Source organism: Shimia aestuarii (assembly GCF_022814865.1).
Lineage (GTDB): Bacteria > Pseudomonadota > Alphaproteobacteria > Rhodobacterales > Rhodobacteraceae > Shimia > Shimia aestuarii_A.
Genome location: NZ_JAKVRD010000013.1, coordinates 69,563 through 85,086, shown reverse-complemented (window position 1 = coordinate 85,086; position 15,524 = coordinate 69,563). Strand labels below are relative to the sequence as shown.

Genomic DNA, 15,524 nt, shown 5'->3' with positions numbered 1-15,524 from the left:
GGTTGTCGCGCTTCCGGGGACCGCTTGAGGAATGATGGAATATGTACAGTATCTTCAGCCATGTCAGCCAAAGCCATGACAGAAAGGTTCGAAACCGGCAAGGGCGACACCGGCGGGTTTCCGCGCTACGGGCGAAATCTCGCCCAGCGATGCATCTTGGAGCGGAACCACGTGCGTTGCCGTTTGGCAAACTGGCGGGTGGCGATGGTGGCCTGTTCGGCCGCCGTGTCTAGCGAGATTTCACCGCGCAGGTGCGCGATCAGTTCGGGCGCACCGATGGCTTTGGAGGACAGGCGTTTGGGGTCCCAATCGTCAAGGTTTGCACGGGCTTCGTCGAGCGCGCCGTGGTCAAGCATCTGTTCAAACCGGCGGGCGATACGCGCGTTGAGCCAGTCACGTTCGACATCGAAGAGGATTGCGGTGCAGTCGGCCTCGGGCAGGAGCGGGGGCGGGGTTTCGTCTTGCCACGCGGCGAGCGGACGGCCCGTGGCGCGTAACACTTCCCAAGCGCGCTGAACGCGCATCGGGTTGAGGCGGTCGATTCGCGCCGCCGTTTCGGAGTCCAGCTCGGCCAACAGGCTTTCAAAGCCATCTGCGGCCACGCGGGCGTCGGCCTCGGCCCGGATGGCGGGCGGCGTCGGCGGGATTTCGGCGAGGCCAGCGGTGAGCGCAGTGAAATAGAGGCCGGTGCCGCCGGTGATGATCGGGCGGGGGCCAACTTGCAGGAACGGCGCGACCTCGCGCAGCCAATGGCCGACGGAATAGTCAGCGTCGCGCGGCACATGCCCATAGAGCGCATGCGGCGCACGCGATTCGTCTTCGGCCGAGGGGCGCGCTGTCAGCACGCGCCAATTGTCGTAGACCTGAATCGCGTCGGCATTGATGATGACGCCGCCCTGTGCCTCGGCGATCTCGAGGGCGAGGGCGCTTTTGCCGCTGGCGGTCGGGCCTGCGATCAAGACGGGGCGATCCGGGGCGATGTCGAAGGGCAGGGTCATTGCGGAAAAATCCGCCTGTTTGTCTTCAAGTTGATATCGCGCATTGAACCCGCCCGTGTTTTCCGACATTTTGCGCGCGATCCTAATTCCTCGCGCAGACGGAGTGCAACATGACCGACGCCGCCCCCGCCCCGAAGACAGCGTTCAAACGCGTAATGCTCAAAATTTCGGGGGAGGCGCTGATGGGAGATCAGGGGTTCGGCCTGCACCCGCCAACGGTTCAGAGGATCGCGCAAGAGGTCAAATCCGTGCACGATATGGGCGTCGAGATCTGCATGGTGATCGGTGGCGGCAACATCTTTCGCGGGCTGTCCGGCTCGGCGCAGGGGATGGAACGGACCACGGCGGATTACATGGGGATGCTTGCCACGGTGATGAACGCGCTGGCGGTGCAGTCGGCGCTTGAAGGCGTTGGGGTGTTCACGCGGGTTATCAGCGCCATTCGCATGGACGAAGTGGCCGAGCCCTATATCCGTCGCCGTGCGGTGCGCCACCTTGAGAAAAAGCGGGTTTGTATCTTTGCCGCCGGCACCGGGAACCCCTATTTCACCACCGATACCGCCGCGACCTTGCGCGCCAATGAGATGGCCTGTGAGGCGATCTTTATGGGCAAGAATGGGGTCGACGGGGTGTATGACAAAGACCCGAAAGAACATGCCGACGCGGTGCGCTATGACGAGGTGAGCTATGACGATGTGCTTGCCAAGCGGCTCAAGGTGATGGATGCGAGCGCGATTGCGCTGGCGCGAGATAACAACCTGCCACTGATCGTCTTTGGCCTCGACGAACCGGGAGGGTTCAAGGGAATTCTCGCCGGAGAGGGCACCTATACAAAGGTCGGCTGAGACCGTTAGGGTAGGAAAGAAACCGGCCCGAACCGGGCCGCAGCAAGAAGAAGAAAAGCCATGTCCGAAGATTTCGAACTCGATACAGACGATCTCACCCGCCGCATGGAGGGTGCCATGGGCGCGCTGAAAACGGAATTCGCCTCGCTGCGCACGGGGCGTGCCTCGGCCTCGATGCTTGAGCCGGTGACCGTCGAAGCCTATGGCCAGCAAACCCCGATCAACCAGGTCGGCACGGTCAACGTGCCCGAGCCGCGCATGGTCACGATCAATGTCTGGGACAAATCGCTCGTGGGGCCTGTTGAGAAGGCGATCATGAACAGCGGGCTCGGCATCAACCCGCAGACCAACGGCACCATCATCATGCTGCCGATCCCGGAACTCAACGAGGAGCGTCGGGCCGAGCTTGCCCGTGTGGCGGCGCAATATGCCGAACACGCCCGCGTTGCGATCCGCAACGTGCGCCGTGATGGCATGGATCAGGTCAAGAAAGCCAAGGCCGACGGGATTTCCGAGGATGACCAGAAGTTCTGGGAGACCGAGGTTCAGGATCTGACGGACACCTACATCAAGAAGGTGGATGAAGCGCTCGAGACCAAGCAATCCGAGATCATGCAGGTCTGAAGCAGAAAAGAGGCCGTGTAGGTGGGAACCGAAGCGAAGCATAACGGCGGTCCCCGCCACGTGGCGATCATCATGGACGGCAATGGCCGCTGGGCGCAGGCGCGCGGGCGGCCACGCCTTTTTGGGCATCATGCCGGGGCGCGTCGGGTCCGTGAGATTGTCGAGGCTTGCCCGGAGAACGGGGTCAAGTATCTGACGATCTTTGCCTTTTCGACCGAGAACTGGAAACGCACCCAGATTGAGGTGGCGGGGCTCATGAGCCTTTTCCGCCGCTATATCATGAAGGAAATGCAGGATTTCGTGCGTCAGAATGTGCGGGTGCGGTTTATCGGTGACCGGGTGCGTCTTGATGAGAAGCTCAGCGCACTGATGGATGAGGCGGAAGAGTTGACCGGGCATTGTACCGGCACAAACCTCACCATCGCATTGAATTATGGTGGGCGGGACGAGGTCGCTCGTGCCACCAAGCGTCTGGCCGAGGATGTGGCGGCGGGGCGGCTTGATCCTGCGGATGTGGATACGGAGACCCTGCCGAAATACCTTGATACGCATGTGTTGCCCGATCCGGATCTCGTCATCCGGACCAGTGGAGAGGCGCGGATTTCGAACTTTCTGCTGTGGCAGTCGGCTTATGCGGAATACGAATTCATCGACACGCTCTGGCCGGATTTCACCAAGGACGAATTCCATTGCCTCGTCTCGTCCTATGGCGGACGCGATCGGCGGTTTGGCGGGGTGAAGGCATGAGCGTCGCTAGCAAGTGGGGCGACCTGCCGATGCGAATCCTGTCGGCCATCGTGATGGTGGCGGTGGGCATCACGGGTGTCTGGGCCGGGGGGCTTTGGTTCACGCTTCTTGTGGCCTGTATCGGTGGCGGCATGATCTGGGAACTGAGCCGGATGCTCGGGCCGGATCGCGAGCGCATGGCGGTTCCAATGGGGTTGTTGACCACGGCCGCGCTTTGGGGCGCGACGCTGATCCCCGGTGAAGCGGTGCTTCCGGTGCTAATCGCACCGGCCATCGTGGGCGCGACACAACTTCACAAAGATCGTTTGATTTACGGCGCTTACGCTGTGGCGTTGATGTTGGCCTGTTACGGATTGATCGGGTTGCGGGTCGAACATGGGATGATGTGGGTCGGCTGGCTTGTCGCGGTTGTCATCGCGAGTGACGTGGCGGGGTATTTCGTCGGTCGCATTGTGGGTGGTCCGAAGTTCTGGCCCAAGGTGTCGCCCAAGAAGACATGGTCCGGCACCGTTGGCGGCTGGGTCGCGGCGGGGATCGTCGGGGCGGCCTTTGGCGGGCTGCCGCTTGTCCTTTTGAGCGTGGCGACCGCCTTTGCCGGGCAGATGGGCGATGCGGCAGAGAGCGCGATCAAGCGCCATACCGGCGTCAAGGACAGCTCGAACCTGATCCCTGGACACGGAGGATTGCTCGACCGGTTTGACGCCATGATGGGCGCGGCGCTTTTCGTGATGATCGTGGGATCGGCAGTGGGGCTACCCTGATGCGGAAGATTTCTATCTTCGGCGCGACGGGGTCCATCGGGCAGAACACGATCGACCTCATCGCGCGCGATCCCGAAGCCTATGACGTGGTGGCCTTGACCGGTGGGCGCAATATTGCGCGGCTGGCAGAGGATGCGCGCCGACTTGGAGCGGAGATCGCGGTGACGGCGCATGATGAGCTTCTCGGCGATCTGCGCGCTGCGTTGGCTGGAACGGGAATCGCCACTGCGGCAGGGGCCAATGCCATCGAGGAGGCAGCGACGCGCCCTGCGGATTGGGTCATGTCGGCTATTGTCGGCGCGGCGGGGCTTGTGCCGGGACTGCGTGCGCTCGAGCAGGGGGCGACGCTGGCGCTGGCGAACAAGGAGTCCCTTGTCACCGCCGGGTCTCTTATCATGGGCACGGCGAAGGCGCATGGGGGCCGTGTCTTGCCGGTCGACAGCGAGCATTCGGCGGTGTTTCAGGGGCTTGTGGGCGAAGATTTCGACGCGGTCGAACGTATCATCATCACCGCGAGTGGCGGGGCGTTCCGGGATTGGAGCCTCGAGGAAATGGCCAAGGCCACCCCGGCGCAGGCGTCGAGCCACCCGAATTGGGACATGGGCCAGCGGATCACCATTGATAGCGCGTCGATGTTCAACAAGGCCTTAGAGGTCATCGAGACCAAGGAATTCTTTGGCTGTCCGCATGGGATGATCGAGGTGCTGGTGCATCCGGAATCGATGGTCCATGCGCTTGTCGGGTTCAACGACGGGGCGCTTATGGCGCATGTGGGGCCGCCGGATATGCGCCATGCGATCGGATATGCGCTGCACTGGCCGGAGCGACGGGCGCTGCCGGTCGAACGGCTCGACCTTGCGAAGCTCGGACAGTTGACCTTTCGCGCGCCTGATACGGAGCGCTATCCGGCCCTCAGGCTTGCGCATGAGGTGCTTGAGGCAGGCGGTTTGAGCGGCGCGGTGTTCAACGCAGCGAAGGAACGCGCACTGGATGGCTTTCTTGCGGGCAAGATCGGATTTCTTCAGATGGCAGAGGTGGTTGAGGCGGTTCTCGACAGGCTCTCGTCCGATGGGCGCCTCATAAATGCCGAAATGACCCTTGATAGAGTGCGCGAGACAGACCATTTGGCACGTCAGGCGGCCGATCAGGTCATGGCCGAGTGGCAATAACAAAAAAGAACAGGTTCGCACGTGGATATTCTTGGACTGCTCAACGGATTTGGCAGCACTTTCTGGATCATTATCGCCTTTGTGGTCGCTCTTTCGATCATCGTGGCGATCCATGAATATGGCCATTACATCGTCGGGCGGTGGTCTGGGATCGGTGCGGATGTGTTCTCGCTCGGCTTCGGGCCGGTGCTTTTCTCACGCTATGACAAGCGCGGCACCAAATGGCAGATCGCGGCGATTCCGCTTGGCGGCTATGTGAAGTTCAAGGGCGATGCCAATGCCGCGTCGGGCAAGGATGCCGATGCGATGCAGGGTCTCGACGAAGAGGAGTTGCGCCACACGATGCATGGCGCACCGCTTTGGGCACGCACGGCGACCGTCGCCGCGGGGCCGATCTTTAACTTTATCCTGTCGACGCTTGTGTTCGCCGCCGTGTTCATGAGCCGTGGCCAAATCGGCGACACGCTCGCCGTGGGCGAGTTGCGCGACCTCCCGCCGCCGGCCTATGAAATCAGTGAAGGCGACGAGGTGCGCAAGATCGCGGGCCTGGCCGTGCCGTCCTTTGATGCGCCAGAAGCTTTTGACGCCTTTGCGAGCGCCATTCCCGTGACGACACCGCTTGAATACGTGGTCGAACGCGATGGCCGCGAACAAGCGGTCAGAGGACCCTATCCCTATCCTCCGATCGTGCTGCACCTTGCGCCGAAATCGGCGGCCTATGGCGCGGGCCTTGAGGTTGGTGACGTGATTACCGGTATCGACGGGCGCGCGATTGCCGGGTTCTCAGAGCTGAAAGAGGCGGTTGAGACGGGCGAGGGCAAACCGCTGGCGCTTGACGTTTGGCGCGAGGGCGAGACCAAGGCCTTTACCCTCACTCCGCGTCGCGTCGATGAACCGCTTCCCGAAGGCGGCTTCCAGACACAATGGCGGATCGGCATTGGCGGCGGTCTTGCCTTTGAACCAGCCACCGAGGCGCTTGGTCCGGTCAAGGCAATCTGGGGCGGGGTGGTGCAGACCGGCGTGATCATCGAGGGGTCGATTTCGGGCCTGTACCATATGGTGACCGGCGCGATCAGCACCTGTAATCTTACCGGCCCGGTCGGCATTGCCCAGACCTCGGGCGCGATGGCGAGCCAAGGCGCGCAGAGCTTCATCTACTTCATCGCAGTGCTATCGGCGGCGATCGGGATGCTCAACCTCTTCCCGATTCCGATGCTCGATGGCGGGCACCTTGTGTTTTACGCCTACGAGGCCGTCGCGGGCCGTCCGCCGAGCGACAAGGTGGTGAATGTGCTGATGATGATGGGCCTGACGATCGTCCTTGGCATGATGTTCTTTGGCATAACCAACGACCTGTTTTGCCCCTAAGGGGACGAAGGGGCGACATGGTGCTTTCACGATGCTGCCCCATTCCTGCCCGATTCCTTGCGTAGCTTTGGTCTTAGAGAGCCACGATAAGCAGGGACGAAAGTCATGCATACCATCGAACACGGTTACCGGGCCTTGAGCCTTCTGATCGACATCAACTGGGACCGCGTCCTTTTTCCAACGGCGATTCTGATCGCGTTGACAGCGGGAGCCTATATGTTCTCGCTCGGGTTGTTGTGATCCGTTCCTGAACGTCCCTCCGTTTCCCCGTGGTGTGGCCCGCAGATATTCATGGTCTGCGGGCCACGAACGCGTTCCAAGGTGTCGTTTTCTTGCCCGATTGCATGCGGCGAAGCGCCTGTTTCGCAATGGCGTTTTGACATATCAGCCCTTTCCGGCTAGTCACGTCTCAACTGGGATGTCAGCAGGATTTGGGAATGACCAATTACCTCCAAACCGTGACCGGGGCAGTCGCATTTGCAAAATCGGCCGTTCGCGCGCTTCACGTCGTTGTTTTTCTTCTTCTTTCAGGCGTTTTGCTCGGTCTGCCCTCGGCAGCAGATGCGCAGGAATACCGCTTCAATTCCTTTAATGTGACAGGGAACCAGCGGATCGAATCCACGGCCATCCTCAACTATGCCGGAATCAAGAGCGGCCAGACCCTGAGCGCGGGGGGGCTGAACGATGCCTACCAACGCATTTTGTCGAGCGGCCTGTTCGAGTCGGTGGAGATGACACCGCGTGGCAGCCGTCTTGATATCAAGGTGGTCGAATATCCCACGATCAACCGCATCAGTTTTGAAGGCAACGAGCGGCTCAAGGATGAGGCGCTCGAGTCGCTGGTCGAGTCGAAATCGCGCCACGTGCTGAACCCCAACGTTGCCGAACGTGACGCCGCCCGTATCGCAGAGGCCTATTCCCAGGAAGGCCGCCTTGCTGCGCGCGTCACCCCGCGGATCATCCGCCAGAGCGACAACCGCGCCGACCTGATCTTTGAAGTGTTCGAAGGCGGTATTACTGAGATCGAGCGCATCGGTTTCGTCGGCAACCGCCAATATTCCGACCGTCGCCTGCGCCGCGTGCTTGAATCGAAACAGGCAGGCCTCCTGCGTGCGCTGATCAAGCGCGACACGCTGGTGGAAGACCGGATCGAGTTCGATAAGCAAGTCCTGCGCGACTTCTACCTGTCGCGCGGGTATGTCGATTTCCGCACCACCGGTGTCAACGCCGAACTTGCGCGGGATCGCGATGCCTATTTCATCACGTTCAACGTGCAGGAAGGCCAGCAATTCCGCTTTGGTGAGATCACCACGACCAGCGAGATCGCGGCAATTGATGCCGATGCCTATCGTGAGAACCTCAAGGTTAAGCCGGGTGTCGTCTATTCGCCGCTGATCGTTGAGAACTCCATCGCCCGTCTCGAGCGTCTTGCGCTCAAGGAGGGGCATGACTTTGTACGCGTGGACCCGCGTGTGACCCGCAACGAACGCGACCTGACGCTTGATGTCGAGTTTGCCATCGTGCGTGGCCCGCGTGTGTTCGTTGAGCGCATTGATGTTCAAGGCAACACCACGACGCTTGACCGAGTGATCCGCCAGCAATTCCGCATTGCTGAAGGCGATCCGTTCAACGCCCGGGAAATCCGCGAAAGCGCGGAACGTATCCGGGCGCTTGATTTCTTCGAGACGGCGGACGTCAATGCGCGTGAAGGGTCTTCGTCGGATCAGGTTGTTGTGGATGTGGCGGTCGAGGAGAAGCCCACGGGCTCGCTCAAGTTCGGCGGCACCTACTCGACGGACTCGGGTGTCGGCCTTGTCATCAGCTTCTCGGAGCGCAACTTCCTTGGGCGTGGCCAGACGGTCGGGTTCTCGTTCTCGACGGCGTCGGAAATCAGCGACTACGGGTTCAATTTCATCGAGCCGGCCTTCCTTGGTCGTGACCTCGCGCTTGGCCTGCGGTTCTCCTACAAGGAAAGCGATCCGGACGTGGCGCGTTGGGCCAACACGCTTGGTGTGTTCTCGCCCTCTCTGAGCTTCCCGGTGAGCGAATATGGTCGTCTTGCGCTGAACTATCGTATCCGGAACCTCGCGATGGAAGTGGCCCCGGCGAATGCGATCGCGGGTTCGCTGCTCGACGCGGAAGCCGCGCGGGGCGATATCTGGGAAAGCTCGATCGGCTATAAGTATATCTTTGACACGCGCGGTGTCGGCCTTGACCCGAATAGCGGCATTCGCCTCGAGTTCGGGCAGGACTTTGGCGTGCTTGGCGGCGATTACGAATATATCGCCACAGACGCGAAGGTTTCGGCCGAGACCAAGATCCTGCAAGAGGAAGTGACCCTGCGTGCGAGCTTCAACGTGGGCGGGTTGCACTCGCTCACCGGATCGAGCCGGATTGCCAACCGTTACCAGCTGACGCACCAGATGATGCGCGGGTTTGAACCGCTTGGCATCGGTCCGCGCGAACGTGGCCTGACGGCGACCCAGGACGATGGTCTTGGCGGTCAGTACTACGCCGTGGCGCGTCTTGAGGCGGAATTCCCCATTGGTCTGCCTGAAGAATACAAAGTCAGCGGCGGTGTGTTCTATGACGTCGGCTCGCTCTGGGGCCTCGACAACACCTCGGCCAATGTCATCTATGAAGACATGACCCTGCGCCACGTGGTCGGGTTCTCGCTCTTCTGGGATACGGCGATGGGGCCGCTGCGGTTCGACTTCTCGAAGGCGCTCAAGAAAGAAGCCTTCGACCAAGAGCAGAACTTCAATTTTTCGATCAGCGCCGAGTTCTGATCCATGCCGCAAGCGCTGTTTCGGCACCTTGTTCTGGCGGCCGCGCTCCTTTGGGGCGCGGCTTTTGCCGCTTTGGCGCAGGAGGCGCGACCGGTGCCGCAAGCGCCGATCCTGACCATCGAATCCGACCGGCTTTTTGCGGAATCCGCCTTTGGCAAACGTGTTGCGGCGCAGATTGCCGCCGAGGAATCGGTGCTTCTTGAAGAAAACCGCAAGATGGAGTCGGAGCTCGTCGCCGAGGAACAACGTCTGACGGAGCTGCGCGAAGAGATGGAGGCGGACAAGTTTCGCACCCTCGCGGATTCCTTTGATGCGCGGGTGCAGCAGATCCGCAAATTGCAGGATGGCAAGGCACGCGCGATTGTTGAGAGCGGAGATGCAGAGCGCGGTGTGTTCATCCGCGCGGCGCAGCCCGTGTTGATCGACCTGATGCGCGAAGCCGGGGCAGGCGTCATCCTTGAGCGGCGCAGTGTGCTCTTTTCGGCCAATGCAATCGACATCACGGATATCGCCATTCAACGCCTTGATGATGCGATCGGCGATGGTGCGGACCTCGCGAAGGACCGCTGATCCGCTTGCCCTAACAGGCGGGGATTGCTAGGGCTAATCCAGTAACATGACCACCGAGGAGAGCCCCATGTCTGAAGGCTTGAAGACCGCAGATATCGACCTGATCCAGCGGATCATCCCGCATCGCTACCCGTTTCTCCTCGTGGACAAGGTTGTGGACATCGATGGCTATAGCTCGGCGACGGGCATCAAGAATGTCACGATGAACGAGCCGCATTTCCAAGGCCACTTCCCCGGCAAACCGATCATGCCCGGCGTGACCATTGCCGAGGCGATGGCGCAGACGGCGGCCGTGATGGTGGGCGTCGCGCTTGATATGGCGGACAAAGAACTGCTCGTCTATTTCATGTCCATTGATAAATGCAAATTCCGCCGCATGGTGGTGCCGGGGGATCGGCTTGAGATGCGCCTGACCACGGTGCGCGGGAAACCGGGCGGCAAGGTTTGGAAGTTCAGCGGCGTGGCGACGGTTGATGGCGAGATGGCCTGTGAGACCGAGTTCACCGCGATGATGGACCTGCCGAAGGAGTGAGCCGTATGGCGATTTCAGATCAGGCGAAGGTGCACGCGTCGGCGGTTGTCGAGGACGGTGCGGAGATCGCAGCGGGCTGTGTCGTTGGTCCGTTCTGTCATATCGGGCCAGAGGTACGACTGCACGAGGGCGTTGAGCTCAAATCGCATGTTGTCATCAAGGGCGATACCGAGATCGGCGCAGAGTCGGTCGTGTTCTCCTTTGCCGTGATCGGAGAGATTCCGCAGGATCTCAAGTTCAACGGCGAGCATTCGCGGCTCGTCATCGGCAAGCGCAACCGTATCCGCGAGCATGTCACGATGAACCCCGGCACTGAGGGCGGTGGCGGCGTGACGGTGATCGGGGATGATGGGTTGTTCATGGCGGGCTGTCATATCGCGCATGATGCGCAGATCGGCAACCGGGTGATTGTCGTCAACAACTCTGCCGTGGCGGGCCATTGCATCATCGAGGATGACGTGATCATCGGCGGGCTTTCGGGTATTCACCAGTTCGTCCGCATCGGCAAGGGCGCGATTATTGGCGCGGTGTCGATGGTGACCAATGACGTGATCCCCTATGGCCTTGTTCAAGGGCCGCGTGGGGCGCTTGATGGGTTGAACCTTGTCGGGTTGAAGCGGCGCGGTGTGGCGCGTAGTGACATCACCGCCTTGCGTGCCGCGTTTCAGATGCTGGCGCAGGGCGAGGGCGCATTCCAAGAGCGCGCGCGGCGCATGGGGGACGAGTTCGATAGCGACTATGTGCAGGAAATCGTCGATTTCGTGCTTGGTCAGACCGACCGTTCTTTCCTGACACCGGGCTGAGGCATGGGACGGCTGGCCATTCTGTCGGGGGGAGGCGGGCTGCCCGTGATGATCGTGGCGGCGCACCCTGACGCGGTGCGCGTGGTGTTCCACGGGGTGGCGCACGCGATGCAGGCGCCCTTGGCGGAACATCGGTTCGAGAAGATGGGTGCTTTGTTCGAGGCGCTCAAGGCAGAAGGCGTCACGGAGGTTGTCCTTGCCGGTGCTATGGCGCGTCCGCCGCTTGACCCGTCACAGTTCGACCAGACGATGATGCAGCTTGCCCCGCGCCTGATGGCGGCGTTGCAGGCGGGCGATGATGCGATCCTGCGCCTCATCATCGCGATTTTCGAGGAACAGGGCTTCAAAGTGCTTGGCGCGCATGAGGTGCTGCCGGGGCTCACGGTCGAGGAAGGGCTTTTTGCCGGTCCGGAGCCAAGCGAGGCGCTGCTTCAGGATGCCTCCAAGGCGATGGATATCCTTCTCGCGCTGTCTCCGCTTGATGTCGGGCAGGGGGCGGTCGTCGCCGGGGGGCTATGCCTCGGGATCGAGACCTTGCAGGGCACGGATGCGCTCTTGCGGTTCGTGGGCGACACGCCGGAGCATCTTCGCCGGGGCAAGGGCGGCGTGCTCGTGAAAGCGCCAAAGCGGGGACAGGACCTGCGGGTTGATATGCCCGCCGTGGGGCCCGAGACGATCCGCAACGCCGCCCGAGCGGGGCTTGATGGGATCGTGGTCTCTGCGGGAAAGGTTGTCCTGATTGACCGCGATGCGACGCGCGCGGCGCTCGAGGAGAGCGGGCTTTTCCTTTTCGCACGGGTGCTCTGATGCGGGTGTTCCTGATTGCCGGGGAGCCGTCGGGGGATCGCCTCGGCGGGGCGCTCATGGCGGGTTTGAAAGAGCTTTGTCCGGAGGTGCAATTCGAAGGCGTGGGCGGGCCGCTCATGCAGGCGGAAGGTATGGAGAGCCTCTTTCCCATGGACGAGTTGAGCGTCATGGGGATTGCCGAGGTGCTGCCGAAGTATCGCCACCTGAAGCGTCGGATGCATCAGACGGCAGAGGCGGTCATCGCTGCTGCGCCGGATGTGCTTATCACCATCGACAGCCCGGATTTCTGTTTGCGCGTGGCGAAAGAAGTGAAGGCGAAGAGCGATCTTCGCATCGTGCACTACGTGGCGCCCTCGGTCTGGGCATGGCGGCCGAAACGGGCGGAGAAAATGGCGCGTGTGGTCGATCAGGTGCTCGCGCTCTTGCCGTTTGAGCCGCCCTATCTCGAGGCGGTGGGGCTGCGCTGTGATTTCGTGGGTCATCCCGTCGTGTCAGAGCCGGTTGCAAGCGACGCGGAGGTGGCGATGTTTCGCGACGCGCAGGGAATTGGCGATGCGCCTGTCCTGCTTGCGCTTCCGGGATCGCGGCGGAGCGAGGTGGCGCGATTGATGCCGGGCTTTGGCGCGGTGGCGGCAAGGCTGGTCGAGGCACGCCCCGATCTGCGCGTGGTGCTACCGGCGGCGGGGCCGGTCTTGGAGGAGGTCCGCCACTTGGCGCAGGATTGGGCGGTGGCGCCCGTGATCCTCGACCCGACGGCGCAGGATGCGAAAGAGACCAAGCGCGCGGCGTTTCGGGCCGCGGATGTGGCGCTTGCGGCGTCGGGCACGGTGTCCCTCGAACTGGCGGCGAGCGCGACGCCGATGGTCATCGCCTATGACATGAGCTGGCTTTCCTGGCAGATCATGAGCCGCGCGGCGCTCATTGATACGGTGACCTTGGTTAATCTGGTGTCGGAAACGCGCGTCGTGCCAGAGTTCCTTGGCCCGGCCTTCCATCCCGAGGACATTGCGCCTGCACTTCTCAACGTGTTGGATCAGCCCGATTTGCAGCAGGATGCGATGTCGGTCACGATGGATCGCCTTGGCCTTGGCGCAGAGGCGCCGGGCTTGCGCGCGGCGCGGGCGGTGCTTGACGGTCTGGCGGGCTAGGAGTTAGCCGCGCCAGATCCAGCCGCCGCCGTAGATGCGGCTGCTCTCATTGTCGTAGAACACGCAGGCCTGACCAGGGGAGACGCCTTCCTCGGGGGTGAGGAGTTCGACCTCGGCGGTGGTTGGCCCGGTGGGGCGGATGATTGCCTCGCGCGGGGGGCGGGTCGAGCGGACTTTGACCGAGAGGTGCCATTCGGCGCGGCTCTCGAATGGGTCATCCCCAAGCCAGTTGATCTCGCGCACAGGGATCTTTCGGGTGGCGAGCATGGATTTCGGGCCGACGATGACCTGTTTGGTATCCACGTCGAGCTTCACCACGTAGAGCGGTTCGCTGAGGCCGCCAATGCCGAGGCCACGGCGTTGGCCGATCGTGTAGTGGATCACGCCGTCATGGGTGCTGCGCACATTGCCTTCGTGGTCCACGATCTCGCCCGGCTCTGCCGCGCCGGGGCGCAGTTTCTCGATGACCGAGGCATAATCACCATTGGGCACGAAGCAGATATCTTGGCTGTCGGGTTTGTCGGCGACGGCCAAACCGTATTCCGCCGCAAGGGCGCGGGTTGCGTCCTTGTTGGGCAGGTGGCCAAGCGGAAAGCGTAAGTAAGAGAGCTGTTCCGGGGTGGTGGAAAAGAGGAAATAGCTCTGATCCCGGCGCGCATCCGCGGCCGAGTGCAGTTCGGGGCCATTCTCGCCCATCTTGCGCTGAATGTAATGGCCCGTCGCCATGCAATCGGCATCGAGATCCTTGGCGGTCTCAAGCAGGTCCTTGAACTTGACCCGCTCGTTGCAGCGGATGCAGGGCACGGGCGTTGCGCCCGCGAGGTAGCTCTCGGCAAACTCGTCAATCACCGCGTCCTGAAAGATGTTCTCGTAGTCGAGCACGTAATGCGGAAAGCCCTTCTCCTCGGCCACGCGGCGGGCATCGTGAATGTCGATCCCGGCGCAACAGGCGCCCTTCTTGGCGAGCGCGGCGCCGTGATCGTAGAGTTGCAGGGTGACACCCACAACGTCATAGCCCTCGTCCGCCAGTTTGGCCGCGACGACAGAGGAATCCACGCCGCCCGACATGGCGACAACCACGCGGGTCTCACTCGGCGGTTTGGCAAAGCCGAGGGAATTCAGTTCGATGTTGCGATCAAGGGCCATGCGACTCTCCTTACAGAAGTCGTCGAGAATATAGGAAAATCCTAACTACTCTCAAGGGGCAGTTTCACCCGCTGTTAAACTCGACCGGTCAGCATGGCGGCATTGCGATGAGGGTATGGGTATGTATCTGAAGAAAGTTGAGGGGCCGAGGACGGTCACGCTGCAGAATGGGCGCGTGATGTCGCGCGCCGATCTGCCACCGGAAAACACCAAGCGCTGGGTGGCGTCGCGCAAGGCGGCTGTCGTCTGGGGCGTGGCCTTTGGGTTGATGTCGCGCAAGGAAGCACTCGAGCGCTACCGCCTGAGCGACGAGGAGTTCGAGGAATGGGTTCGTGCGGCTGGACGATACGGCGTGGACGCGCTCAAGGCGACCAACGTGCAAAAATATCGACAACCATAGGTTGATGTTCTAGTTTTCTTTGCATGGTAACCGTGGGTTAACCATTTTTCGTCAGGGTCATGGCGACCACGGAACAATGATGTGAGGAAATTGTCATGCGTGTGCTTCTCATTGAGGATGATCCGGCGACATCGAAGAGCATCGAGATGATGCTCACCCATGCCAATCTCAACGTCTATGCCACAGACCTTGGAGAGGAGGGGGTCGATCTTGCGAAACTCTATGATTACGACCTGATCCTTCTCGACCTTGGTCTGCCGGACATGACGGGGCATGAGGTCTTGCGCCAATTGCGGCTTGCCCGTGTGGAGACGCCGATCCTGATCCTGTCGGGGGCGGATGACACCGAGAGTAAACTCAAGGGTTTTGGCTTTGGCGCCGATGACTACCTGACCAAGCCATTTCACCGCGAAGAGCTTGTTGCGCGCATCCACGCCATTGTGCGCCGCTCCAAGGGGCATTCGCAGTCGATTATTCGCACCGGAAAGATCTCGGTCAATCTCGACGCCAAGACCGTCGAAGTCGACGAGTTGCCGGTGCATCTTACCGGTAAGGAATACCAGATGCTTGAGCTTCTGAGCCTGCGCAAAGGCACGACGCTCACGAAGGAGATGTTTCTCAACCACCTCTATGGCGGCATGGACGAGCCGGAGCTCAAGATCATCGACGTCTTTATCTGCAAGCTGCGCAAAAAACTCAGCGAAGCGACCGACGGCGAGAACTATATCGAGACGGTCTGGGGGCGCGGCTACGTGCTGCGCGATCCCTCACCGGTTGGTCAGGGGGCACCGGAACAACTCGCCCTGCGCGCCTGAGC

At 61.5% G+C, this 15,524-nt stretch carries 17 protein-coding genes; 15 read left to right on the top strand and 2 right to left on the bottom strand.

Annotated elements, in window-relative coordinates:
* Positions 1-125: 125 nt before the first annotated feature.
* A complete protein-coding gene (gene miaA, locus MK745_RS13435) occupies positions 126-998 on the bottom strand; it encodes a tRNA (adenosine(37)-N6)-dimethylallyltransferase MiaA (RefSeq protein WP_243613832.1) in 873 nt (290 codons plus the stop codon).
* 110 nt (positions 999-1,108) lie between these two features.
* Between miaA and pyrH the strand changes: the two genes are divergently transcribed.
* The 13 genes from pyrH (at position 1,109) to lpxB (ending at position 13,161) form a co-directional block, all read left to right on the top strand.
* A complete protein-coding gene (pyrH, locus tag MK745_RS13430; protein ID WP_243613817.1) occupies positions 1,109-1,843 on the top strand; it encodes a UMP kinase in 735 nt (244 codons plus the stop codon).
* Positions 1,844-1,903: 60 nt separating this feature from the next.
* Positions 1,904-2,467 (top strand): ribosome recycling factor, encoded by a 564-nt coding sequence (gene frr / locus MK745_RS13425; protein ID WP_243613816.1) that lies wholly within the window; start codon positions 1,904-1,906, stop codon positions 2,465-2,467.
* A gap of 21 nt (positions 2,468-2,488) precedes the next feature.
* A complete protein-coding gene (locus MK745_RS13420) occupies positions 2,489-3,214 on the top strand; it encodes an isoprenyl transferase (RefSeq protein WP_297756070.1) in 726 nt (241 codons plus the stop codon).
* A complete protein-coding gene (locus tag MK745_RS13415; RefSeq protein ID WP_243613815.1) occupies positions 3,211-3,975 on the top strand; it encodes a phosphatidate cytidylyltransferase in 765 nt (254 codons plus the stop codon). The genes MK745_RS13420 and MK745_RS13415 overlap by 4 nt, the downstream gene beginning before the upstream one ends.
* Positions 3,975-5,144 carry a 1-deoxy-D-xylulose-5-phosphate reductoisomerase gene (gene dxr, locus MK745_RS13410; protein ID WP_243613814.1) on the top strand — a complete coding sequence of 390 codons (1,170 nt, stop codon included), beginning with the start codon at positions 3,975-3,977 and terminating at the stop codon, positions 5,142-5,144. Before MK745_RS13415 ends, dxr begins: the two co-directional genes overlap by 1 nt.
* 21 nt (positions 5,145-5,165) lie before the next feature.
* The gene (gene rseP, locus MK745_RS13405) at positions 5,166-6,512 is read left to right on the top strand and encodes an RIP metalloprotease RseP (RefSeq protein ID WP_243613813.1); all 1,347 of its coding nucleotides are present in this window, start codon (positions 5,166-5,168) and stop codon (positions 6,510-6,512) included.
* Positions 6,513-6,617: 105 nt separating this feature from the next.
* Positions 6,618-6,752, top strand: coding sequence for a hypothetical protein (locus tag MK745_RS19775; RefSeq protein WP_279391813.1), 135 nt, complete (start codon positions 6,618-6,620; stop codon positions 6,750-6,752).
* Positions 6,753-6,949: 197 nt separating this feature from the next.
* Entirely contained in the window at positions 6,950-9,301 is a 2,352-nt protein-coding gene (bamA, locus tag MK745_RS13400; RefSeq protein ID WP_243613812.1) for an outer membrane protein assembly factor BamA, read from the top strand.
* A 3-nt stretch (positions 9,302-9,304) separates the two neighbouring features.
* A complete protein-coding gene (locus MK745_RS13395) occupies positions 9,305-9,871 on the top strand; it encodes an OmpH family outer membrane protein (protein ID WP_243613811.1) in 567 nt (188 codons plus the stop codon).
* Positions 9,872-9,938: 67 nt separating this feature from the next.
* Complete coding sequence (gene fabZ, locus MK745_RS13390; protein WP_243613810.1) at positions 9,939-10,403, top strand: 3-hydroxyacyl-ACP dehydratase FabZ; 465 nt, start codon at positions 9,939-9,941, stop codon at positions 10,401-10,403.
* Positions 10,404-10,408: 5 nt separating this feature from the next.
* Positions 10,409-11,206 (top strand): acyl-ACP--UDP-N-acetylglucosamine O-acyltransferase, encoded by a 798-nt coding sequence (gene lpxA / locus MK745_RS13385; RefSeq protein ID WP_243613809.1) that lies wholly within the window; start codon positions 10,409-10,411, stop codon positions 11,204-11,206.
* 3 nt (positions 11,207-11,209) lie between these two features.
* The gene (locus tag MK745_RS13380; RefSeq protein WP_243613808.1) at positions 11,210-12,013 is read left to right on the top strand and encodes an LpxI family protein; all 804 of its coding nucleotides are present in this window, start codon (positions 11,210-11,212) and stop codon (positions 12,011-12,013) included.
* Complete coding sequence (gene lpxB / locus MK745_RS13375) at positions 12,013-13,161, top strand: lipid-A-disaccharide synthase (RefSeq protein WP_243613807.1); 1,149 nt, start codon at positions 12,013-12,015, stop codon at positions 13,159-13,161. The genes MK745_RS13380 and lpxB overlap by 1 nt, the downstream gene beginning before the upstream one ends.
* A gap of 3 nt (positions 13,162-13,164) precedes the next feature.
* On the opposite strand, the gene mnmA is transcribed toward lpxB, so the two are convergent.
* Positions 13,165-14,307, bottom strand: a complete 1,143-nt coding sequence (gene mnmA / locus MK745_RS13370; RefSeq protein ID WP_243613806.1) for a tRNA 2-thiouridine(34) synthase MnmA — start codon at positions 14,305-14,307, stop codon at positions 13,165-13,167.
* 121 nt (positions 14,308-14,428) lie between these two features.
* Here mnmA and MK745_RS13365 point away from each other — a divergent pair, with 121 nt between their 5' ends.
* Positions 14,429-14,707, top strand: coding sequence for a DUF1153 domain-containing protein (locus MK745_RS13365; RefSeq protein WP_243613805.1), 279 nt, complete (start codon positions 14,429-14,431; stop codon positions 14,705-14,707).
* A 95-nt stretch (positions 14,708-14,802) separates the two neighbouring features.
* Positions 14,803-15,522 carry a response regulator transcription factor CtrA gene (ctrA, locus tag MK745_RS13360; RefSeq protein ID WP_243613804.1) on the top strand — a complete coding sequence of 240 codons (720 nt, stop codon included), beginning with the start codon at positions 14,803-14,805 and terminating at the stop codon, positions 15,520-15,522.
* Positions 15,523-15,524: the final 2 nt, after the last annotated feature.